16 protein-coding genes are annotated in these 22432 nt (G+C 64.3%); 10 read left to right on the forward strand and 6 right to left on the reverse strand.

From position 1 onward, the window contains the following. Positions 1-296: 296 nt before the first annotated feature. Positions 297-4145, reverse strand: coding sequence for a methionine synthase (gene metH / locus AB7290_RS05380; RefSeq protein ID WP_354115631.1), 3849 nt, complete (start codon positions 4143-4145; stop codon positions 297-299). A 6-nt stretch (positions 4146-4151) separates the two neighbouring features. Then, on the reverse strand, positions 4152-5093 hold the full coding sequence (metF, locus tag AB7290_RS05385) for a methylenetetrahydrofolate reductase [NAD(P)H] (protein WP_085401895.1): 942 nt from the start codon (positions 5091-5093) through the stop codon (positions 4152-4154). Positions 5094-5492: 399 nt separating this feature from the next. Here metF and AB7290_RS05390 point away from each other — a divergent pair, with 399 nt between their 5' ends. Then, entirely contained in the window at positions 5493-6506 is a 1014-nt protein-coding gene (locus tag AB7290_RS05390; RefSeq protein ID WP_085401894.1) for an LLM class flavin-dependent oxidoreductase, read from the forward strand. 122 nt (positions 6507-6628) lie between these two features. On the opposite strand, the gene AB7290_RS05395 is transcribed toward AB7290_RS05390, so the two are convergent. Together AB7290_RS05395 and AB7290_RS05400 are read right to left on the reverse strand one after the other, a co-directional pair. Beyond that, complete coding sequence (locus AB7290_RS05395; RefSeq protein ID WP_014498246.1) at positions 6629-7489, reverse strand: prephenate dehydratase; 861 nt, start codon at positions 7487-7489, stop codon at positions 6629-6631. A gap of 21 nt (positions 7490-7510) precedes the next feature. After that, the gene (locus AB7290_RS05400) at positions 7511-8251 is read right to left on the reverse strand and encodes a 3-deoxy-manno-octulosonate cytidylyltransferase (RefSeq protein ID WP_014498245.1); all 741 of its coding nucleotides are present in this window, start codon (positions 8249-8251) and stop codon (positions 7511-7513) included. 219 nt (positions 8252-8470) lie between these two features. Between AB7290_RS05400 and AB7290_RS05405 the strand changes: the two genes are divergently transcribed. From AB7290_RS05405 to AB7290_RS05430, 6 genes are all read left to right on the forward strand, one after another. Further along, entirely contained in the window at positions 8471-9025 is a 555-nt protein-coding gene (locus AB7290_RS05405; RefSeq protein WP_071916710.1) for a c-type cytochrome, read from the forward strand. Positions 9026-9237: 212 nt separating this feature from the next. Next, on the forward strand, positions 9238-11139 hold the full coding sequence (locus AB7290_RS05410) for an extracellular solute-binding protein (protein WP_085401893.1): 1902 nt from the start codon (positions 9238-9240) through the stop codon (positions 11137-11139). Positions 11140-11153: 14 nt separating this feature from the next. Further along, positions 11154-13052 (forward strand): extracellular solute-binding protein, encoded by a 1899-nt coding sequence (locus AB7290_RS05415; RefSeq protein ID WP_135214688.1) that lies wholly within the window; start codon positions 11154-11156, stop codon positions 13050-13052. A 2-nt stretch (positions 13053-13054) separates the two neighbouring features. Further along, on the forward strand, positions 13055-14164 hold the full coding sequence (locus tag AB7290_RS05420) for a microcin C ABC transporter permease YejB (protein ID WP_028148358.1): 1110 nt from the start codon (positions 13055-13057) through the stop codon (positions 14162-14164). Further along, the gene (locus tag AB7290_RS05425) at positions 14164-15342 is read left to right on the forward strand and encodes an ABC transporter permease (protein WP_085401891.1); all 1179 of its coding nucleotides are present in this window, start codon (positions 14164-14166) and stop codon (positions 15340-15342) included. Before AB7290_RS05420 ends, AB7290_RS05425 begins: the two co-directional genes overlap by 1 nt. A gap of 7 nt (positions 15343-15349) precedes the next feature. After that, positions 15350-16987 carry an ABC transporter ATP-binding protein gene (locus AB7290_RS05430; protein WP_085401890.1) on the forward strand — a complete coding sequence of 546 codons (1638 nt, stop codon included), beginning with the start codon at positions 15350-15352 and terminating at the stop codon, positions 16985-16987. Positions 16988-17075: 88 nt separating this feature from the next. Here the strand turns inward: AB7290_RS05430 and AB7290_RS05435 are convergent, their stop codons facing one another. Together AB7290_RS05435 and AB7290_RS05440 are read right to left on the reverse strand one after the other, a co-directional pair. Beyond that, the gene (locus AB7290_RS05435; protein WP_085401889.1) at positions 17076-17930 is read right to left on the reverse strand and encodes a C40 family peptidase; all 855 of its coding nucleotides are present in this window, start codon (positions 17928-17930) and stop codon (positions 17076-17078) included. Continuing rightward, positions 17923-19296, reverse strand: coding sequence for a leucyl aminopeptidase family protein (locus AB7290_RS05440; protein WP_085401888.1), 1374 nt, complete (start codon positions 19294-19296; stop codon positions 17923-17925). The genes AB7290_RS05435 and AB7290_RS05440 overlap by 8 nt, the downstream gene beginning before the upstream one ends. 220 nt (positions 19297-19516) lie before the next feature. Here AB7290_RS05440 and AB7290_RS05445 point away from each other — a divergent pair, with 220 nt between their 5' ends. From AB7290_RS05445 to AB7290_RS05455, 3 genes are all read left to right on the forward strand, one after another. Continuing rightward, a complete protein-coding gene (locus AB7290_RS05445) occupies positions 19517-19720 on the forward strand; it encodes a hypothetical protein (protein ID WP_018454690.1) in 204 nt (67 codons plus the stop codon). Positions 19721-19977: 257 nt separating this feature from the next. Continuing rightward, positions 19978-21480 carry a metallophosphoesterase family protein gene (locus AB7290_RS05450; RefSeq protein ID WP_085401887.1) on the forward strand — a complete coding sequence of 501 codons (1503 nt, stop codon included), beginning with the start codon at positions 19978-19980 and terminating at the stop codon, positions 21478-21480. A gap of 94 nt (positions 21481-21574) precedes the next feature. Next, positions 21575-22387, forward strand: coding sequence for a tetratricopeptide repeat protein (locus tag AB7290_RS05455; RefSeq protein ID WP_085401886.1), 813 nt, complete (start codon positions 21575-21577; stop codon positions 22385-22387). Positions 22388-22432 lie beyond the last annotated feature (45 nt).

Consider the following 22432-nt stretch of genomic DNA (forward strand, 5'->3'; position numbering starts at 1 on the left):
AGCGGGGTGGGGAGACCTCTCAACACGGGTAGTGTTCAACGCGGAGAGACCGTCACGCCACCTCGGTCCGCATTCCGCTTCGCTGCATGCGAACCGATTCTCGCCCTCCAGGGGAGGATGGGGACCGCACGTGTGGCAACCATCGGCATGGCAGGCGATGATGGAATATTACCGGTGTTTTGCCCGACGGAGCAAGTCGTTTCGGTAAGACCGAAATTCCTCAACCCTTTCAACCCCACCTCTACTGTGCATGGGGTTGTTTTTCACTTTTTTCGTCTTGGGAAGCGAAGGCGGGCCTACCCCGCCCCCGCGCGCTTCTTCTGCCAAACGAGATGCACCGCGCAGGTGCAGCCGGGCGGATGCGAGGCGAGGTCCTTCGACGTCTCATCGTTCGCGGGCGTTGCCACGAAGGCCTTGTCGGTCTGCTGCGACGGGATGTAGTTCAAGACCGGCGCGAGCCAGCGCTCGGTTTCCGCCACCGTCATTCCCTTGCGTGCGGCATAGTCCTCGACCTGGTCACGCTCGATCTTGCCGACGCCGAAATAATAGCTCTCGGGGTTCGCGAAATAGAGCCCGGACACGGAAGAGCCCGGCCACATCGCAAAGCTCTCGGTCAGCTTCACGCCGGCAGTCGCTTCCGCGTCGAGCAGCTCGAACAGCGTCGCCTTCTCGGTGTGATCGGGTTGCGCGGGATAGCCCGGCGCTGGACGGATGCCCTGGTACTTTTCGAGGATCAGATCGTCGCAGGAGAGTGCTTCGTCCGGCGCGTAGGCCCAGAACTCGCGGCGCGCGCGGGCGTGCATGCGTTCCGCAAAGGCCTCGGCGAGGCGGTCGGCCAGCGCCTTGCACAGGATCGAGGAGTAGTCGTCATTGGCCATCTTGAAGCGGTCGGCGACCACGTCCTCGCCGATGCCGGCTGTGACGACGAAGCCGCCGACATAATCGGGGACGCCGGCGGGCGCGACGAAGTCGGCGAGCGCGGCGTTGAACCGGCCCTCGCGCTTCTCGAGCTGCTGGCGCAGCGTGTGCAGCGTCGCGATCTGCTTGGTCCGGCTTTCGTCGGCATAGAGCACGATGTCGTCGCCTTGCGCATTCGCCGGCCAGAAGCCGACGGTGGCGCGCGCCCTGAACCACTTTTCCTTGACGATCAGATCGAGCATCTTGCGCGCGTCGTCGTAGAGCGAGCGTGCGACTTCGCCGACCTTGGAATCGTCAAGGATGGCGGGGAAGCGGCCGGCAAGCTCCCAGGTCTGGAAGAACGGCGTCCAGTCGATATAGGGCACGAGCTCGGCGAGATCGTATTCGTCAAAGCTGCGGATGCCCAAGAAGGTCGGCTTCACCGGCTTGTTCTTGGCAAAGTCGACCGGCACGCGGTTGGCGCGCGCGGCCGCGAGCTTCAGGCGCTTCTTGTCCGCCTGCGCGCGCAGATGCGCGTCCGAGATTTTTGCGTATTCGGCACGCACCTCGGCGGCGTAAGCCTCGCGCTTCTCCGGCGAGAGCAGCGAGGAGGCAACGCCGACGGCGCGGCTGGCGTCATTCACATGCACGACGGGACCGGCGCGATAGCTCGGGTCGATCTTGACGGCCGTGTGCACACGGCTCGTGGTGGCGCCGCCGATCAGCAGCGGCAGCTTCAAACCTTCGCGCTGCAATTCGCCGGCGAAGAACGCCATCTCGTCGAGTGAGGGCGTGATCAGGCCTGATAGCCCGACGATGTCGGCCTTCTCCGCCTTCACGGTCTCGACGATTTTTGCGGCCGGCACCATCACGCCGAGGTCGATGACCTCGAAATTGTTGCACTGGAGCACGATGCCGACGATGTTCTTGCCGATGTCGTGGACGTCGCCCTTGACGGTCGCGAGCACGATCTTGCCGGCGGACGAGGAGCCTTCGGTGCCGATGCCGTTGGCGAGGTTGCGCGCCTTCTCTTCCTCCATGAACGGCATCAGCCACGCCACCGCCTGCTTCATCACGCGCGCGGACTTCACCACCTGCGGCAGGAACATCTTGCCGTCGCCGAAGAGGTCGCCGACCACGTTCATGCCGGCCATCAAGGGGCCCTCGATCACGTCGAGCGGACGCTTGGATGCCTTGCGGGCCTCCTCAGTGTCCACTTCGATGAACTCGGTGATCCCATGCACCAGCGAATGCGACAGCCGCTTCGCCACCGGCCATTCGCGCCAGGCGAGGTCGGCTTCTTTGGTCTGGGTCTTGTTGCCGCGGAATTTCTCCGCGAGCGCCAGCAGGCGCTCGGACGCACCGGGGTCGCGATTGAGGATGACGTCCTCGCATACCTGGCGCAGCTCGGCATCGATGTCGTCATACACGATCATCTGCCCGGCATTGACGATGCCCATGTCCATGCCCGCCTTGATGGCGTGATACAGGAACACCGAGTGCATCGCCTCGCGCACCGGCTCGTTGCCGCGGAACGAGAACGACAGATTGGAGACGCCGCCGGAAATATGCGCGTGCGGCAGGTTCTGGCGGATCCAGCGCGTCGCCTCGATGAAGTCGACGCCGTAATTGTTGTGCTCCTCGATGCCGGTCGCGATCGCAAAGATGTTCGGATCGAAGATGATGTCCTCAGGCGGGAAGCCGACGCGGTCCACCAGGATGTCGTAGGCGCGCTTGCAGATCTCGGTCTTGCGCGCGAACGTATCGGCCTGGCCGACTTCGTCGAACGCCATCACCACCACGGCTGCGCCGTGGCGCCGGGCGATCTTCGCCTCGTGAATGAACTTCTCCTCGCCTTCCTTCATCGAGATCGAGTTGACGACCGGCTTGCCCTGCACGCATTTCAGGCCGGCTTCGATCACCGAGAATTTCGAGGAATCGACCATCACGGGGACCCGGGCGATGTCGGGCTCGGCGGCGACGAGGTTGAGGAAGGTCACCATCGCGGCTTCCGAATCCAGAAGCCCTTCGTCCATGTTGACGTCGATGATCTGCGCGCCGTTCTCGACCTGGTCGCGGGCGACCTGCAGCGCGGCGGTGTAGTCGCCGGCGGTGATCAGCTTGCGGAAGCGAGCGGAGCCGGTGACGTTGGTGCGCTCGCCGACGTTCACGAACGGGATGGCGTCCGTCAGGATGAATGGCTCGAGACCGGAGAGGCGCAGCCGCGGTTCGATTTCCGGCACGATGCGCGGCTTGTGCGGGGCGACGGCCGCCGCAATCGCCGCGATATGGTCCGGCGTGGTGCCGCAGCAGCCGCCGACGATGTTGATGAGGCCGTCGCGCGCGAATTCGCCGACCAGGCGCGCCATGTACTCCGGGGTCTCGTCGTACTGGCCGAATTCGTTGGGCAGGCCGGCGTTCGGATAGGCGCACACCAGCGTGTCGGCGACGCGGCCGATGTCGGCGATGTGGGCGCGCAGATCTTCCGCGCCGAGCGCGCAGTTGAAGCCGATGGTGACGGGCTTTGCGTGTCGCACCGAATTCCAGAATGCCTCCGGCATCTGGCCCGACAGCAGGCGGCCGGATTTGTCGGTGATGGTGCCCGACACCATCACGGGCACGTCGATGCCGCGCTCTTCGGTGATTTCGGCGATCGCATACAGCGCCGCCTTGGCGTTCAGCGTGTCGAAGATGGTCTCGACCAGCAGCAGATCGACACCGCCGTCGAGCATGCCGTTGATCTGCTCGCCATAGGATTTGCGCAAATCGTCGAACGTGACGGCCCGGTAGCCGGGGTTGGAAACGTCGGGCGAGATCGAGGCGGTGCGGTTGGTCGGGCCGATGGCACCCGCAACGAAGCGGGGCTTGCCGTCCTCGGCCTCGACGCGCCTTGCGGCGTTGCCGGCGAGGCGGGCGCCTTCGCGCGCCATCTCGTAGACGATGTCGGTGAGATCGTAATCCGCCTGCGCGATCGAGGTCGTCGAGAAGGTGTTGGTCGCGACGATGTCGGCGCCGGCACGCAAATAGGCGGCGTGGATGTCCTCGATCGCCTGCGGCTGGGTCAAGATCAACAGATCGTTGTTGCCGCGCAGGTCGCGATGAAAATTCTTGAAGCGCTCGCCGCGGAAGGCGGCCTCGTCGAACTGGAGGTTCTGGATCATCGTGCCCATGGCGCCGTCGAGCACGAGGATGCGCTCGCGCGCGGCATTGAGCAGGGCAGTTCGCTTGGGAGAAACGGGAGTGGTCATTTTATCTTAAGCCGCCTTCTGCGCGCTCTTGGCGCGGATGCCGAGCAAATGGCTGATCGCGAACACGAGATCGGCGCGGTTCATGGTGTAGAAATGAAAGGTGTCGACGCCGCGCTTCGCCAGCTTCTGCACCTGGCCGGCGGCAACCGTCGCGGCCACCAGCTTGCGGGTCTCGGCGTCGTCGTCGAGGCCGTCGAATTTCTCCGCCAGCCAATCCGGCACGGAGGTGCCGGCGCGGGTGACGAAATTGCGGGCCTGCTTGAAATTGTGCATGGGCATGATGCCGGGCACGATCGGGATGTCGATGCCTCGGGCACGGACGCGGTCGAGATAGCGGAAGTAGAGGTCGTTATCGAAGAACACCTGCGTGATCGCGCGCGTCGCACCCGCATCGACCTTGGCCTTCAGGGTGTCGATGTCGGCGTCGAAGTCGCGCGCTTCAGGGTGCTTCTCGGGATAGGCGGACACGGAGACTTCGATGTCGCCGTGCCGCTTCTTGATGCCCGCAACGAGGTCGGCGGAACTCTGGTAGCCGTCGGGATGGCTGGAATAGGGCGCGCCGATGCCGCCGGCGGGATCGCCGCGCAGGCCGACGATGTGGCGGACGCCGACCTCGTGATAGCGGTCGACGATCTCGTCGATCTCCCCGCGCGAGGCGCCGACGCAGGTCAAATGTGCGGCCGGCAGCAGCGCGGTTTCCCTGAGGATGCGGGTGATGGTCGAATGGGTGCGCTCGCGGGTCGAGCCGCCGGCCCCGTAGGTCACGGAGACGAATTTCGGGTCGAGCGGGGCGAGCCGGTTGATGGTCTCCCAGAGATTGCGCTCCATCTCTTCCGTCTTGGGCGGAAAGAACTCGAAGGAGATTGCAGGCCGCTTCGAGGAGAGGTGCCCGTTTTGGAGGTGCCCGTCTTGCCCTTCGGCTCGGGCAGGTGTCGTCAGATCAGTCATGGCACCACTCACTCCAAGGGCTCGTCCGGTTTTTGGCGGCCGGCAGTCAGGTCTCGATTGGATGTGGGCAAGATAAGCCAAAGCGGTCGCACTCGACAGCCCATCGGGGATGGGAAGTGGCCCACTTTCACCGGTACCGGTGGAAATATTGAACGGAAGAGGGTGTGAGTGGGAAGTGCGTAGGTGTAATAAAATGTTATATAAATCAACAAATTGCAACAGTTTTGGCGACGGGCAGGAGCAAATATGGGGTGTGGGCAGTGTGAAGATGGTGTTGCCGCGACAAATCTTGTCCCATCGCCTCAACTGGCGCTGCCGTGCGGGTTCGCGGCCCGCACACGCCAGACCTGCGCAGTCTGCCCATTGCCGCCGCGCCGGCCTTCACTACCTTAGCGCGCCATGATCCCGCTCTCAGTCCTCGACCTCTCCGTCGTCACCACAAGTACAAAACCCGCCGCGGCGCTGCGCAACAGCATCGATCTGGCGCGCCATGTCGATGGGCTTGGCTATGTCCGCTACTGGCTCGCCGAGCATCACAACCTCGCCTCGGTGGCGAGCCCGGCGCCCGACGTGATGATCGGGCAGATCGCAGCGGTGACGAAGCACATCCGCGTCGGCTCTGGCGGGGTGATGCTGCCCAACCACGCCCCGCTCGTGGTGGCCGAGCGCTTCAAGATGCTGGAGGCGCTGTTTCCCGGCCGCATCGATCTCGGTCTCGGCCGCGCCCCCGGTACCGATGGCGCCACGGCCTACGCCCTGCGCAGCCGTCTCGACCGCCGCGAGGGCGACGACTTCCTGGAGCGGCTGCACGAACTGATTCTGTGGGAGACCCGCGAATTTCCCGCAGGGCACCCCTACAACAACGTGGTCGCGATGCCCGACGACACCAAGCTGCCGCCGATCTGGCTGCTCGGCTCCAGCGATTATTCCTCGGAGCTCGCCGCGCAGGTCGGCATGGGCTTCGCCTTCGCCCATCATTTCGCATCCCATGACGCGATCGATGCGATGGTGCATTACCGCAACCGTTTCCAGCCCTCGGCCTGGAGCGCGAGCCCGCGCGCGATCCTCGCGGTCGCCGTCATCGCGGCCGACACGGATGAGGAGGCCGAAAAGCTCGCCACCTCGTTCGATCTCAACCGCCTGCGCCGCGACCGCGGGCAATATCTGCCGCTGCCGAGTGTCGAGGAGGCGCTGGCCTATCCCTATACGGACGCCGAGCGCATTTCGATCTCGCGCAACCGTTCACGCCTCTTCGTCGGCAATCCGGCGACGGTGCAGAAGAAGCTGCAGCCGTTGATCGATGCGAGCAAACCGGACGAGTTGATGGTGATTACGGCCGTGTACGACCACGACGCACGGAAGAAGTCGTATTCGCTGCTGGCGGAGGCGTTCGGGCTGAGAGCGGCCGCGTAAAGCTCTCGTGTCCCGGACGCGGCGCAGCGCGAAGCGGTGCGCTGCAGAGCCGGGGCCCATCGCGCTCCGGGTATCGTGGCCCCAGGGTCCCGGCTCGCGCTCCGCGCGTCCGGGACACTCAATCAATCCTGTTGCGTTTCGCTGAACGTCGCGCGGAAGGGGTGCCCCGGATACACGCCGACGATGCGGAATTCGCGCGAGAAGAATTTCAGCTCCTCGATCGCGAACGCCAGGCCCTTGTCTTCAGGGTGGCCGTCGACGTCGGCATAAAACTGCGTGGCGAAGAAATTGCCGTCGACCATGTAGCTTTCGAGCTTGGTCATGTTGACGCCGTTGGTGGCGAAGCCACCGAGCGCCTTGTAGAGCGCGGCGGGCAAGTTGCGCACGCGAAATACAAAAGTCGTGACCAGCGGCCCCGAGCCCTGCGCCGCCCATTTCGGCTCGCGCGCCAGCACCACGAAGCGCGTGGTGTTGTGCGCCTCGTCCTCGATGTCCTCGGCCAGGATGTCGAGGCCGTAGATCTTTGCCGCAAGCCGCGAGGCGATCGCGGCGACGGCCTTGTCGTTGCGCTCGGAGATATCGCGGGCGCTGCCGGCGGTGTCGGCGTGCACGATCGGCTTGATTCCGAGTTTGCGGATGATGCGCCGGCACTGGCCGAGCGCATGCACGTGGCTCTCGACGCTCTTGATGTCCTCAAGCTTCGTCCCCTTCACCGCCATCAGCTGATGGCGGACCGGCAGAAACCATTCGCCGATGATGAAGAGGCCGGAGGCCGGCAGCAGATGATGGATGTCGGCGACGCGGCCTGCGACCGAATTCTCGATCGGGATCATGCCGAGGTCGGCCTCGCCCGACGAGATCGCCGACAGCGCGTCCTCGAAGGTGGCGCAGGGCATCGGCTCGGCGTCGGGATAGGCCTCGACGATGGCGATGTGGGAGTTGGCCCCAGGCTCGCCCTGGAATGCGATTTTCAGCTTGCTCATGATCGGCCTTGTAACAGCGGCTCAGGATTTGGAAAGGATGCTGCGGGCGGTCTCCAGGTCCGCCGGCGTGTCGACCCCGCGGGGCACGGTGTCGACGATGGTGAAGTCGATCCGCATCCCGGCTTCCAGCGCCCGGAGCTGCTCGAGCTTCTCCTGCAATTCCAGCGGGGATGGCGGCAGCGAGACGTAGCGCTCCAACGCGGCGCGGCGATAGGCGTAGAGGCCGATATGGTGGTAGCGCGGTCCGTCGCCGGTCGGCGCGGTCGCGCGAGTGAAATAAAGTGCGCGCATGCGTTTCCCGCCCAGCGAGGTTCCGATCGCCTTTACGACGCTCGGCGCGAGGTCCTCCTCCTCGGTATGGATCTGCGAGGCCAGCGTCGCGATGTCCACGGCCGGATCTTGCAGCGGCGGCAGCACCTCGCGGATGTTGTCGATCGTGATGGTCGGGAAATCGCCCTGGAGATTGACCACGATCTCGGCCTTGCCTGAGGGATCGAGCTTCTGCATCGCCTCGTGGATGCGGTCCGAGCCAGAGGGGTGCTCCGGGCGGGTCATCACGGCTTCGCCGCCATGGGCGGTGACCACGGAGGCGATCTCGTCCGTATCGGTTGCGACCGCGACCCGGCCGATGCCGGCGGCCTCTGCCCGCCGCATCACATGCACGATCATCGGCAGGCCCGCGATGTCTGCGAGCGGCTTGCCGGGCAGGCGGGTGGCGGCCATGCGGGCCGGGATCAGCACCAGGATGCGGGGATCGATCATCGGGTCAAGGGCCTGGAAACGAGAGGTTTTCCGCGTCGAGAAATGGGGTGGGGACGGGCTGAAAGCCGGGTCGCTTATACGGGTTGCCAGACCCCGGGCAAACCGATATCTCAATGGCAAAACTCGGGGAAACAACAAGGAACGTTTGATTCTCCCGAGGCTCGTCCTGGCGGCCGCTCGGCCGCTATTTCCTTACTGTGGTGTGGGGCCTGGCCGGAAATGGACTCTTTCGAACTGAACAAGATCCTCGGTGCCGTGCTTGGCACCTGTCTCATTCTGCTTGTGACGAGCTTTGCCGCCCAGGCGCTGTTCACACCGAAGCCGCTGGCGAAGCCTGGTTTCGAGATCGCCGTGAAGGAAGATGCTGGCCACGGCAAGGAAGGTGGCGCCGCTGCTGCGCCCTCCGAGCCGATCGAAAAGCTGCTCCAGACCGCTTCCGTCGAAAAGGGCGCTTCGGCTGCCAAGAAGTGCGGCGCCTGCCACACCTTCGAGAAGGGCGGCCCGAATCGCGTCGGTCCGAACCTCTATGGCGTCGTCGGCGAAGCCAGGGGCGAGGGCCGCAACGGCTTCAACTTCTCGGCCGCCATGAAGGCCAAGGGCGGCACCTGGTCGTTCGACGACCTCAACAAGTTCATTGCAAACCCGAAGGGCTTCATCCCGGGCACCGCGATGGGCTTTGCCGGCATCCCGAAGGACTCCGAGCGCGCCGACGTCATCGCCTATCTGAATTCGCTGTCAGAGCATCCTCAGCCGATCCCGACGGCGTCGAAGTAAGGCCGTCAAAAGCCAATCTTGAATGTGCGGCCAGGCTGAAAAGCCTGGCCGTTTGCTTATCCGGGCCTCGCGGTGAGTTTATCGGGGCGTTTGGCCGCATCCGACAGGCCGCCGGGGCTTCCAACATGAGGAAAAAGCAACATATTCCGTCGAAACCTCGCCTATATTGAGCACTTAAAGGGGTAACCTCCTTCAAGATCAGGAATGTTGATTTGGCCATTACCCGACGCGATCTCCTGCTCACCGGCACTGCTGCCGTAGCGCTCCCCGCCCTCGGTTCCGTAGGGGGCCTTCCCGTCATCGGCACGGCCGCGGCGCAATCCGCCAGTGAGGCGCCCTGGCGCCACGCGCTGTCGCTGTTCGGACAGGTCAAATATCCCGCCGACTTCAAGCGCTTCGATTACGTCAATCCGGAAGCGCCCAAAGGCGGTGTCGCGCGCCAGATCGCCGTCGGCACTTTCGATAATTTCAATATCGTAGTGGCGGGAGTGAAGGGGCAGGTCGCCGGTGCCGTCGCGTTCATCTACGAATCCCTCACGACGCCGTCGCTCGACGAAGTCTCGACCGAATACGGCGCGCTGGCCGAGGCCGTCAGCCACCCGGCCGACTTTTCCTTCGTCACCTATCGTTTGCGGCCGCAGGCCAAATGGCATGACGGCAAGCCGGTCACTGCGGACGACGTGATCTTCTCGCTGGATGCCTTCAAGAAGCATCACCCGATGTACTCGGCCTATTACAGCCATGTGGTGAAGGCCGAGAAGGTCGGTGAGCGCGAGGTGAAGTTCGTGTTCGACGCACCGGGCAACCGCGAGCTGCCGCAGATCGTCGGGCAGCTCACGGTTTTGCCGAAGCATTGGTGGGAGGGGACCGACGCGCAGGGCCGCAAGCGCGATGTCTCCGCGACCACGCTCGAAATACCGCTCGGTTCCGGCCCCTACATGGTCAAGGAATTCGTGGCGGGACGGTCGATCGCGCTGGAGCGCGTCAAGGATTATTGGGGGCGCGATTTCGCCACCAATGTGGGCCGCAACAATTTCGACGAGATGCGCTACGAGTATTTCCGCGATGCCACCGTGGCGATCGAGGCTTTCAAGGCCGATCAGGTGGACTGGCGCACCGAGAACAGTGCGAAGAACTGGGCGACAGCCTACGACTTCCCGGCCGTGACCGAAAAGCGGGTGATCCTCGAGGAGTTCGCCAATCGCAGCTCGGGTGTGATGCAGGCTTTCGTGCCGAACCTGCGCCGCGCCAAATTCAAAGATCCGCGCGTGCGTCGTGCGCTCAACTATGCGTTCGACTTCGAGGAGATGAACAAGCAGATCTTCTACGGTCAATACAAGCGCGTCAGCAGCTATTTCGATGGCATCGACGAGCTCATGGCGACCGGGTTGCCGCAAGGGAAAGAGCTCGAGATCCTCGAGACCGTCCGCGCCGAGGTCCCGCCGGAAGTGTTCACGACGGCCTACACCAATCCGGTCGGCGGCAGTCCGGAAGCCGTGCGCGACAATCTTCGCGAGGCGCTGCGCCTGTTCAAGGAGGCCGGTTACGAGGTGCGCGACCGCAAGCTGGTCGACGTCAAGACCGGTGCGCAGTTCACCCTGGAGCTGCTGAACCAGGATCCGAGCTTCGAGCGGGTCACGCTGTTCTACAAGCCGTCTCTGGAACGGCTCGGCATCGCGGTCAGCGTGCGCACGGTCGACCCGACTCAATACGAGAACAGGACGCGGGACTGGGATTTCGACGTCGTCACCAACTCATGGGGCGAGTCGCAGTCGCCGGGCAACGAGCAGCGCGAGTTCTGGTCGTCCAAGACGGCCGACATCGCTGGTTCGCGCAATATTGCCGGCATCAAGAATCCGGCGGTCGACAAGCTGATCGAGCGGCTGATCTACGCCACGGGCCGCGACGATCTCGTCGCGGCAACCAAAGCGCTCGACCGCGTGCTGCTGTGGAATAACTACGTCGTTCCGCAATGGACCTATTCGAAGATCCGCACCGCGCGCTGGGATCGCTTCGGCCGGCCGGCGGAATTGCCCAAATACGGTCAGTCCGGCTTCCCGTTCATCTGGTGGTACGACGCAGACAAGGCGGCACGGATCGCAAAGAAGTCGTGAAGGACATCCCCCGCATGACGCAGATGTCACGCCGCCATGTGCTGGTCTTGGGTGTCGGCGGCACTCTCAGTGCGTCCCTCGGCGCGCTGATGTTGCCCGGCGCACGCGCATCGGAGGCGGGGATCGAGGCGCACGGCATCTCGGCGTTCGGCGATCTCAAATATTCCGCCGACTTCCACCATTTCGACTATGTCAATCTCGATGCGCCGAAGGGCGGCACGTTCTCGCTCATTCCATCAACGAAAGGCTACAACCAGTCGTTCCAGACCTTCAATTCGCTCAATGCCTTCATTCTGAAGGGCGAGGGCGCGCAGGGCATGGATCTGACCTTCGTCACGCTGATGGCGCATGCCGGCGACGAGCCCGACGCGATGTATGGCTTCGCCGCGAAATCAGTGCAGCTCTCGGCTGACAAGCTCGCCTATCGGTTCACGATGCGGCCCGAGGCACGGTTTCACGATGGCTCGAAACTGACCGCGCATGACGTCGCGTTCTCGATCAATGTGCTGAAGGAGAAGGGGCATCCGCTGATCCAGATCCAGATGCGCGACGTCAAGGGCGCCGAAGCACTGGACGACGCCACCGTGGTCGTGACCTTCGCCGAGAAGCGGGCACGTGACGTGCCGCTCTATGTCGCGGGTTTGCCGATCTTCTCGAAGGCCTACTACGCCAACCGGTCGTTCGAAGAAACCACGACCGAGACGCCGCTGGGCTCCGGTCCCTACAAGGTGGGCAAGTTCGAGATCAATCGATTCATCGAGTTCGAACGTGTCAAGGACTGGTGGGGCGCGGACCTGCCGGTCTGCCGCGGCAGCAACAATTTCGACGTGATCCGCTACGAATTCTATCGCGACCGCGACGTCGCCTTTGAAGGCTTTACCGGCAAGAATTATTTGTATCGCGAGGAGTTCACCTCGCGCATCTGGGCCACGCGTTACGACTTCCCGGCGATCAGGGACGGCCGCGTCAAGCGCGAGCAGGTGCCGGATCAGACTCCGTCGGGCGGCCAGGGCTGGTTCATCAACACGCGGCGGGACAAGTTTAAGAACCCGAAGGTGCGCGAAGCGCTGAACTGCGCGTTCGACTTCGAATGGACCAACAAGACCATCATGTACGGCGCCTATGCGCGCACGCGCTCGCCGTTCCAGAATTCGGACCTCGTCGCGGAGGGCCTGCCGTCGCCCGAGGAGTTGAAGCTGCTCGAGCCCTTCCGCGGCCAGGTGCCCGACGACGTGTTCGGTGAGCCGTTCGTGCCGCCGGTGTCGGACGGCTCCGGCCAGGATCGTGCGCTCTTGCGCAGGGCCCAGCAATTGCTCCAGGAGGCACAGTTTCCGGTCAAGGATGGCAAACGGCTGCTGCCGAATGGCGAAGTCTTCGCCGTCGAATTCCTGACAGACGAGGCCTCGTTCCAGCCGCACCATGCCTCGTTCCTCAAGAATCTCGGCGTGCTTGGTATCGAGGCCAATCTGCGTCTCATCGACGCCGTGCAATATCGTGCGCGGCTCGAGTCCTTCGATTTCGACTTTGCAATACAGCGCCTCACGATGTCGGCGACGCCCGGCGATAGCTTGCGGACGTACTTCACCTCGCAAGCTGCGGCGACCAAGGGGTCTTACAACTATGCCGGCGCCGGCAGTCCTGCGCTCGACGCGCTGGTCGAGAAGGCCATGGCGGCGGAAACACGCAATGAGCTGACGATCGCGTGCCGCGCGATCGATCGTGTCTTCCGCGCCGGCCGCTACTGGGTGCCGCAATGGTACAATACCAGCCACCGGCTGGCTTATTGGGACCAGTTCAGCCATCCCGCGAACCTGCCGCGTTACGCGATCTCCGACTATGCAAGCGGCGTCGGTGAGCGGACCTTGTGGTGGTATGACCGCGCCAAGGCGGCCAAGCTCGAGCAGGCGAAATAATCATGAGCGCCTATATCGCCCGCCGCATCCTCCTGATGATCCCGACGCTGCTCGGGATCCTCTTCGTCTCCTTCGTCGTCGTGCAGTTCGCGCCGGGCGGCCCGGTCGAGCGCGTCATCGCGCAGCTCTCGGGCGCTGACACCGGCGGCAGCTCGCGCATCTCGGGCGGCGGTGATTTCGCTCAGCGCGCGCCCGGTCAGCTGGGCGCTGGTGGCGATGCCATCAATTCGAAATATCGCGGCGCGCAGGGCCTGGACCCCGACTTCATCAAGAAGCTGGAGAAGCAATTCGGCTTCGACAAGCCGGCCCCCGAACGCTTCGCGCTGATGGTGTGGAATTTCGCCCGCTTCGATTTCGGCAACAGCTATTTTCGCGATGTCAGCGTGCTCCAGCTGATCAAGGAAAAGCTCCCGGTCTCGATCTCGCTTGGCATCTGGCTGACGCTGCTGACCTACTTGATCTCGATTCCGCTCGGCATCCGCAAGGCGGTCAAGGACGGAACGCGCTTCGACACCTGGACGTCGAGCGTACTCGTGCTCGGCTACGCGATTCCCGGCTTCCTGTTCGCGATCCTCCTGATCATCCTGTTCGCCGGAGGCTCGTTCTTCAACTGGTTCCCATTGCGCGGACTGACGTCAGACGGCTGGTCGCAATTTCCCTGGTACTGGAAGATCATCGATTACTTCTGGCATTTGACGCTGCCGCTGATCGCCATGGGGCTCGGCGCGTTCACCACCATGACGTTCCTGACCAAGAACTCGTTTCTGGATGAGATTCGCAAGCAATACGTGATGACTGCGCGCGCGAAGGGCTGCAGCGAGAATCGGGTGCTCTATGGCCACGTCTTCCGCAACGCGATGCTCATCGTGATCGCGGGCTTTCCCAGCACCTTCATTCACGCTTTCTTCTCGGGCTCGCTTCTGATCGAGACCATCTTCTCACTGGATGGGCTCGGACTGCTCAGTTTCGAGAGCGTTCTCAACCGCGACTATCCCGTGGTGTTCGGCACGCTCTTCATCTTTTCGCTCGTCGGCCTCGTGATCAACCTCATCTCTGACCTCACCTATATGTGGATCGATCCGCGGATCGATTTCGAGGCGCGGGAGGTCTGATGACACTGGCCGCCCCGACCCCGATCGAAACCACCGCAAAGTCGCCGCTCGGCGATGCCGTGCCGATCACGCGCAAGCCGTTCGTGCCATCGCCGCTCAACCGGCGGCGCTGGCAGAATTTTAGGGCGAACCGGCGCGGTTACTGGTCGTTCTGGATCTTCATGATCCTGTTCGTGGTGTCGCTGTTTGCCGAGCTGATCGCCAATGACCGGCCGTTCCTGATCAAGTACGACGGCCATCTCTACTGGCCGGCCTTCGTCACCTATTCCGAGACGACCTTCGGTGGCGACTTCGAGACGGCGGCCGACTACCGCGATCCCTATTTGCAGAAGCTGATCAAGGACAAGGGCGGCAGCATCGTCTGGCCGCTGATCCGCTATTCCTACGACACCCACAATCTCGACCTGCCGACACCGGCGCCGTCGCCGCCGACCTGGATGCTGACGGAGGCGCAGTGCAAGCCTGTCGTCGAGAAGAAGGGCCTCAAGAGCTGCCGCGACCTCGAATACAACTGGCTCGGCACCGACGATCAGGGCCGCGACGTGGTTGCGCGCCTGATCTACGGTTTCCGCATCTCGGTGCTGTTCGGCCTGTGCCTAACCATTGTCTCCTCCGTCGTCGGCATCGCGGCCGGCGCGGTGCAGGGCTATTTCGGCGGCTGGGTCGATCTGTTGTTCCAGCGTTTCATCGAGATATGGACTGCGATCCCTTCGCTCTACCTCTTGCTGATCCTCTCGTCGGTGCTCGTGCCCGGCTTCTTCGTGCTGCTCGGCATCCTGCTCCTGTTTTCCTGGGTGTCGCTGGTCGGACTCGTGCGCGCGGAATTCCTGCGCGGGCGCAATTTCGAGTACATCCAGGCCGCGCGCGCGCTGGGCGTGTCGAACGCCGTGATCATGTTCAAGCATTTGCTGCCGAACGCGATGGTCGCGACGATGACGTTCCTTCCGTTCATCGTCTCCTCGTCGGTCATGACGCTCACGGCCCTCGATTTCCTCGGCTTCGGGCTGCCGCCCGGCTCGCCGTCGCTCGGCGAACTGCTGTCGCAGGGCAAATCCAACGTGCAGGCGCCCTGGCTGGGTTTCTCCGGCTTCTTCTCGGTCGCGATCATGCTGTCGCTCTTGATCTTCATCGGCGAAGCCGTGCGCGACGCCTTCGATCCGCGCAAGACGTTCAAGTGAGGGCGTGATGGACGCGATCAACCAGCCCCTGCTTGCCGTCCGCGACCTCTCGGTGGCCTTCCACCAGGGCGGCGCGACGACGCTCGCGGTCGACAAGGTCTCGTTCCAGATCAAGCGCGGCGAATGCGTCGCGCTAGTCGGCGAGTCCGGCTCCGGCAAGTCGGTCAGCGCGCTCTCGATCCTGAAGCTTCTGCCCTATCCGAATGCCTCGCATCCCTCGGGCAGCATCCGCTTCAAGGGGCGGGAGCTGATCGACCAGTCCGAGCAGCAGATGCGGGAGATTCGCGGCAGCGATATCTCCATCATCTTCCAGGAGCCGATGACCTCGCTCAATCCGCTGCACACGATCGAGGCGCAGATCGGCGAGATCATCCAGCTCCACAATCCGACCAGCAATGCCGAAGCGCGCAAGCGGACGCTGGAACTGCTGACGCAGGTCGGCATCCCCGAGCCCGAAACGCGGCTCAACAGCTATCCGCACCAGCTCTCCGGCGGCCAGCGTCAGCGCGTCATGATCGCGATGGCGCTCGCCAACGAACCGGACCTCCTGATCGCGGACGAGCCGACCACGGCGCTCGACGTCACCGTGCAGGCGCAGATCCTGGCGCTGCTCGCCGAGATCCGCTCCCGGCTCGGCATGAGCCTGCTCTTCATCACCCACGATCTCGGCATCGTGCGCCGCATCGCCGACCATGTCTGTGTCATGAAGGGCGGTGAGATCGTCGAGCAGGGGCCGGTCGAGCAGGTCTTCAGGACCCCGAACCATCCCTATACGCGCGACCTGCTCGCGGCGGAGCCGAAGCCCGATCCGGCGCCGCCGCAGCCGAATGCACCGGTGGTGATGTCCGCCGATGATTTGAAGGTCTGGTTTCCGATCAAGCGCGGCTTGATGCGCAAGACGGTTGGCCACATCAAGGCGGTCGATGGCGTCAGCATTGCCGTACGCAAGGGCGAGACGCTCGGCGTCGTCGGCGAGTCCGGCTCGGGCAAGACCACGCTCGGGCTGGCGCTGATGCGGCTGATCTCCTCCAATGGCCGCATCGTGTTCCTCGGCAAGGACATCCAGGGCCTGCGCTTCAAGGAGATGCGACCGTTCCGGCGCGACATGCAGATCGTGTTCCAGGATCCGTTCGGCTCGCTCAGTCCGCGCATGTCGGTCGCCGACATCATCGCCGAGGGCCTCACCGTGCACCAGCCAAAGCTGTCGCGCGAGGAGCGTGAGGAGCGCGTCGTCAAGGCGCTCGAGGACGTCGGGTTGAAGGCAGACACCCGCTATCGCTATCCGCATGAGTTCTCCGGCGGCCAGCGCCAGCGCATCAGCATCGCGCGGGCGGTGGTGCTGGAGCCGGATTTCGTGGTGCTGGACGAGCCGACCAGCGCACTCGACATGCTGATTCAAGCGCAGATGGTCGACCTCTTGCGGGAGCTCCAGCGCAGGCGCGATCTCACCTACATGTTCATCTCGCACGATCTGCGCGTCGTCGCCTCGCTCGCCAGCCATCTCATCGTGATGCGCGGGGGGAAGGTGGTCGAGGAGGGACAGGCCGCCGAACTGTTCAAGAGCCCGAAGACGGATTACACACGCGCGCTGTTCGCGGCGGCGTTCCGGCTGGAGACGGCGGGGAACGGGGCGGTGGCGACGTAGTCTTCAGTCGGATGGGTAGAGCGAAGCGAAACGGCGCGTGGTGAGAATGATGGGTTTCGCTGCGCTCTACCCATCCCACGAAGTCGCGCTACAGCCGCTTGATCGCGACGATTTCGCTGCCTGCCGCCTTGATCCGCGCGATCGCCGGCTCGGTCGCCTCGATCACGGTTGCCATGTGATGCGCGTTGGCGTGAACCATGGTGCCGCCATCGCGGACGATGGCGACATGGCCCTTCCAGAAAATGAGATCGCCGCGTTGCAGCTTGGTCCGCTCATGCGTCTCCAGCGCGCGGCCGAGCCCTGCCTGCTGCATGTCGCTGTCGCGCGGGCAGCCGATGCCTGCTGCTGTCAGCGAGACCTGCACGAGGCCGGAGCAGTCGATGCCGAGGCTGCTCTTGCCGCCCCAGAGATAGGGCGTGCCGACGAAGCGTTCGGCGACCGCGACGAAGTCCGGCTCGCGGTGATCGAGCGGGGCGATATGGGCCTTCGGCAGATATTGTCCGTCGCGCGTCACGGCGAAGCTGCCGTCCTCGTGCACCACCGCAACCTTCGAGCCCAGCGCGAGCGTGCCGGCCGGCGGCAGCTTGATCGAGGGACCGGGGAAGGCGAATGTCCGGAGCGCGCTCACCTTGTGGGTCGGGGCGGCCGATGGCTTCATCAGCGCTGCATCAGGCAGCCAGCCGACATAACCATCGCCGCCAAGCTGGCCCCAGGCCCAGCCTTCGCCGTTGCGATCGTAGACCGTGACGCGTTCGCCGCGCAGCGCCTCCGTCATCAGCATCGCGTTCGACGACGGCTGCTCGCGCACGGGTGTGATCGCCTCGAACACCTCGAATTCCTCGCCCGTGACGAAGCGGTCGGCTTCCACCTTGCCTTCGAGATATTTCGCGGCGAGGTCGCCGCGCGCCGGTGTCAGCCTTGGATCGTGTCCTGGATCATGCATAGCGCTCGCTCAGCAATGTGTAGATGGCGCGCGCGGCCTGGCATTCGCCGCCTTCGGGCCGCGCCGGCTTTGCCGACGGGGTCCAGCCGTAGATGTCGACATGAAGCCAGCTCTTCGCCTGCTCGACGAACCGTTGCAGGAACAGCGCGCAGGTGATCGAGCCGGCAAAGCCGCCTGAGGGTGCGTTGGTGATGGTGGCGGTCTTGGAGTCCAGCCACGCATCGTAAGGCGGCCACAGCGGCATGCGCCACAAGGGATCGTTCTCCTTCGCCGCGCAACGCGCGACGTCGGCGGCCAGCGTCTCATCATTGGTGTAAAAGGGCGGTAAATCCGGCCCCAGCGCGACGCGCGCCGCGCCGGTCAGCGTGCCCAGATCGATCAGAAGGTCCGGCTTCTCCTCGTCGGCCAGTGCCAGCGCGTCGGCGAGCACGAGCCGGCCCTCCGCGTCGGTGTTGCCGATCTCGACCGTGATGCCCTTGCGCGAGGTGAAGATGTCGAGCGGCCGGAAGGCATTGCTGGAGACGGCATTTTCTACCGCCGGAATCAGCACGCGCAGGCGGACCTTGAGCTTCGCATCCATCACCATGCGCGCGAGCGCCAGCACGTTGGCGGCGCCGCCCATGTCCTTCTTCATGATCAGCATGCCGCTCGACGGCTTGAGGTCGAGCCCGCCGGTGTCGAAGCAGACGCCCTTGCCGACCAGCGTCACCTTGGGATGATCAGGATCGCCCCAGCCGATGTCGATCAGCCGCGGCGCGCGGTCCGAGGCCATGCCGACGGCGTGGATCAGTGGAAAATTCGTCTTCAGGTCCTCGCCGATGGTGCAGGCAAAGCTGGCACCGAATTCCGTGGCGAGCGCTTGCGCGGCCGCAGCGAGCTCTTCCGGGCCCATGTCGTTGGACGGCGTGTTGATGAGGTCGCGCGCCAGCATCGCGGCGTCCGCCATGCGATTGATCTCGGCCGCGTCCACGCCATCGGGCGGTACCAGTCGGACGGCGGGGCGGTCAGCCTTGCGGTATCGGGCGAAGCGATAGCTGCCGAGTGCAAAGGCGAGCGACGCCAACCGCGCATCGTGGGGGGCATTGGCAAAGCGATAGATGCCCGGCGGCAGCAGGCCGGGCAGGGCGCCCGGCCGGAACAGGTCGCGTGATCTCGCGCCCTCGTCCTCGAGTCCGAACAGCACTTGCGCGATCGCGCCGTCCGGCGCGGGCAGCGCGAGATAGCCGCCCGGCTTGGCGGCAAAGGCGCTCGCGGTGGCGAACTGGCGTTGCACCGGCGGCAATTTCTCGGCGACCTGATCCCAGCTCGACTTGGTGACAAAGGTGATCGGGATGGCGGTGGGCGATGTCTCGAAGACAGAAGGCATTGGCGGGTCCGGATCGTCAGATCAAGCAGGTCATGCGAACGGACGAGACTTCGCAGAGTTTCGCCGCGGCTGCAATCGGCTTTGCTGTCACCGTTCAGCGACCCGCTACTCGCCGCAGGGGGCCCATGCTAGGTTCCGGCAACGGCCGCCGGATCGACTGGGAAAAGTGTGCAGGAGATGACCGGCGGCCGAAGACGAGGCCTGCCGGGAGGAAACTGCAATGGAATTTGTGTGGAGCGTGGTCACATTCATCGGCCAGGCCGTCGAGGCGATTTTTGGTTATGTCGAGCATCATCACTGGATCTTCGCATTCCTTGCCGGCGGCTACGTCTTCTATCTCCACGACCGCTCCGTCCACGCGCGGTTCGATGCGCTCGACAAGCGCATCGACGAAATCCGCAAGCGGCTGGCCATCGAATATTGATCGGGTGAGCGAAACAATCGCCGGGCGGATCTCGTATCACAGGCTGAGAACTGCCGTTCACGAGAGCGCGGCCGCGGGGCTTTACTAGCGCCGCGGTTGTGGCATTATTGACGGATATTTTAGATTGTGCCGTGCGGTTCTGCTGGCATCTTGCGCAGCAACGCGGCGGGCCGGCTTGATATCCGGCCAAACCTGTTCGTCGAAAGCATTCTTCTCATCGTTTGGGCGGCGCAGCATTCGCAAATGAGCGGCGCAAAATGGATAGAGCGTTCGTTATTGCGCAGATTTCCGACCTGCATCTGGACGGGTCAGGCCGGCTGCTGGCGACGACCGAGGCGCTCAGTGCCGCAATCCGTGAGGCGATGGCGGACTTCGCGGACGTTCCCGATCGCATTCTGCTGATCACCGGTGATCTCGTGGACGACCCGACGCCGCGTGCGCTGGACGAAGCGCTCGCCGTCATCGCGTCCTTCCGGCAGACCGGGCTGTTCACCGACATCCAGGCGGTCGCGGGCAATCACGACGTCAAGCGCCCGAAACAGCGCGCGGGCCGCCACGACGTCTATGATTATTTGCATCTGCCGCGGAGCTCGAAGAGCGTCTATTACCGCCAGGCTGGGCTTGATCTGGTGCTGCTCGACTCCAACCGCGCGAGCCTCTCGACGCTCGCGAGCGGCAATATCGACGAGAGCGCCTACAGCGCGCTTGTCGCGGATTCCGCCCGGCTGAGCGTCGAGCTCGCGGGCAGCATGGGATCCGTGGGACGCGCCGACTATGCCGAGTCGGCGGAAAACCTGGTGCGCGTACTGGCGTTGCATCATCATCCGCTGCCGCAGGCGACCGGCGAAGGAAAGCGGTTTCTCGGCGTGCCCGACGAACCGCTGATGTATCTCGCGGCGCCCGCAACTTTCCTCGAAGCGGCGACGTCGCTCAACGTCAATCTGGTCCTGCACGGACACCGGCATGTCGAGGGGCTCACCCGCTATTCGATCCCGGATCCGCGTGCCACGCGGAGCGCGAGCGGTGAAGCCTTCTGGCGTACGATCTACGTGCTCTCCTGTCCGTCCTCGACCGGGCAGGCCGGTGACGATGCCGGCTTCAACATCATTCATTTTGGCGCATCGTCCCAGGCCGGCCGCACGGAGCACCAGTTCGCGATCACGCGCTATTCGCGGCCGCGCAACGACGGCACCTTCGGGCTGCTCGACTCGAACCTGCCGGACGGCGTCATCAGGTTGCCGGCAGGACGGGATTTTTCCCGCGATCCCGCCGTCCAGTCGGCCATCGAGATCGCCTCATGTGCGATGCTGAAGCGTGATCAAGTTGTCGCACAGGCCCGCCGGCTCCTGATGCGCCGCGCTTTCTATGCCGACGGCGAGGTGGATTGGCCGAGCGCGCTCCACGCCTATCTCGTCACCTCATGGGTCTGGGCCGATATCGGGGGCAAGTTCGCGAGATCGGAGCGTAGAGATGACGCCGAGGCGCTGGCCGCGGTGAAGTTGTTGCTGCGCCGCTTGATCGAGCACTGCGCCGACGTGCTCGGCATTGACGATGTTCAGCTCGACGAGCTGCTTGCGAAGCGGCTGGTCAACCGCGACGACTTCCGGCGCGAATGGCCCGGGATGCCGAGCGCAGGCGTCGATGTTTCTCAGGCGCGGCGGCGGCTGCAATTGCTGCTGCACGACCTGAACGAGCCGGTGAGGGTGCTCGGTCTCGATCTGGCACTCGGTGGCGAGCCGCCGCCGCAGACACCGCCGTGAGGGGCAGCCAGGCTGACGTTAACCCGCCGTTAGGGTTAACAGTCTATTGCTGGCGCGTTCGGCTCGATCAATCGGCTCGTGAGTCAAAAGCGTCATGCGTCAACGGTTCAGTCTTGCCCGGCTTCTCGCGTCCACTTCGCTGGTGGCGGCAGTGGCCATGGGCCTCGGCGGCTGCACGGCCATGTCGAAACTCTCCGACGTCACAGGCTCTGTCGGGCCGCGGACGGAAGCCGCCCCCGCCGATCCCGCGCGCGCCGTCGACGTCTATGGCGAGCGCTACCGTGCCAATCCCAAGGACGCCGACGCGGCGCTCGGCTACGGCCAGGCCTTGCGCGCCAACGGCCAGCGCGCCCAGGCCGCCGCCGTGCTCGAGCAGGCGACCATCGCCAATCCCGGCAACAAGGCGCTGCTCGCGCAGTATGGCCGCGCGCTCGCCGACAACGGCAATTTTCAGCAGGCCTTCGACGTGCTGTCGAAGGCGCACTCGCCCGACAATCCGGACTGGCGCCTGCTCTCGGTGCAGGGCACCGCGCTCGATCAGATGGGCCGCCACGACGAGGCGCGTTCCTATTATGCGAGCGCGCTGAGGATCGCGCCGGGCGATCCCGGCGTGCTCTCCAATCTCGGCCTGTCCTACATGTTGTCGAAGGACCTGCCGAAGGCCGAAGAGGCGTTGCGGCAGGCCTACGCCTCGCCGCGCGCCAGTACCCGGGTGCGGCAGAATCTCGGCCTCGTCGTCGGTCTCCAGGGCCGCTTTGCCGAAGCCGAGACGATCGTGAAGGCCGACCTGCCGCCGGACCAAGCCGCGGCCAATGTCGCTTACCTCAAGGAAATGCTGAGCCGCAGCGACGCTCCGCGCGGTGCACCGAAGCGGACGCCGGTCGCCTCGCTCAGCCAGCCCGACTGATCAGAACCTGATCTTGCAATCCTGAAGCTGCCGGCGGACCGCGCG

This window comes from Bradyrhizobium sp. 613_E4_N2_2, assembly GCF_052075995.1.
GTDB classification, from domain to species: Bacteria; Pseudomonadota; Alphaproteobacteria; order Rhizobiales; family Xanthobacteraceae; genus Bradyrhizobium; species Bradyrhizobium barranii.

Bases quoted from the DNA above. Each gene is read 5' to 3' on its own strand.
- metH (WP_354115631.1), bottom strand. From the start codon at position 4,145: ATGACCACTCCCGTTTCTCCCAAGCGAACTGCCCTGCTCAATGCCGCG.
- metF (WP_085401895.1), bottom strand. From the start codon at position 5,093: ATGACTGATCTGACGACACCTGCCCGAGCCGAAGGGCAAGACGGGCAC.
- AB7290_RS05390 (WP_085401894.1), top strand. From the start codon at position 5,493: ATGATCCCGCTCTCAGTCCTCGACCTCTCCGTCGTCACCACAAGTACA.
- AB7290_RS05395 (WP_014498246.1), bottom strand. From the start codon at position 7,489: ATGAGCAAGCTGAAAATCGCATTCCAGGGCGAGCCTGGGGCCAACTCC.
- AB7290_RS05400 (WP_014498245.1), bottom strand. From the start codon at position 8,251: ATGATCGATCCCCGCATCCTGGTGCTGATCCCGGCCCGCATGGCCGCC.
- AB7290_RS05405 (WP_071916710.1), top strand. From the start codon at position 8,471: ATGGACTCTTTCGAACTGAACAAGATCCTCGGTGCCGTGCTTGGCACC.
- AB7290_RS05415 (WP_135214688.1), top strand. From the start codon at position 11,154: ATGACGCAGATGTCACGCCGCCATGTGCTGGTCTTGGGTGTCGGCGGC.
- AB7290_RS05420 (WP_028148358.1), top strand. From the start codon at position 13,055: ATGAGCGCCTATATCGCCCGCCGCATCCTCCTGATGATCCCGACGCTG.
- AB7290_RS05425 (WP_085401891.1), top strand. From the start codon at position 14,164: ATGACACTGGCCGCCCCGACCCCGATCGAAACCACCGCAAAGTCGCCG.
- AB7290_RS05430 (WP_085401890.1), top strand. From the start codon at position 15,350: ATGGACGCGATCAACCAGCCCCTGCTTGCCGTCCGCGACCTCTCGGTG.
- AB7290_RS05435 (WP_085401889.1), bottom strand. From the start codon at position 17,930: ATGCATGATCCAGGACACGATCCAAGGCTGACACCGGCGCGCGGCGAC.
- AB7290_RS05440 (WP_085401888.1), bottom strand. From the start codon at position 19,296: ATGCCTTCTGTCTTCGAGACATCGCCCACCGCCATCCCGATCACCTTT.
- AB7290_RS05445 (WP_018454690.1), top strand. From the start codon at position 19,517: ATGGAATTTGTGTGGAGCGTGGTCACATTCATCGGCCAGGCCGTCGAG.
- AB7290_RS05450 (WP_085401887.1), top strand. From the start codon at position 19,978: ATGGATAGAGCGTTCGTTATTGCGCAGATTTCCGACCTGCATCTGGAC.
- AB7290_RS05455 (WP_085401886.1), top strand. From the start codon at position 21,575: ATGCGTCAACGGTTCAGTCTTGCCCGGCTTCTCGCGTCCACTTCGCTG.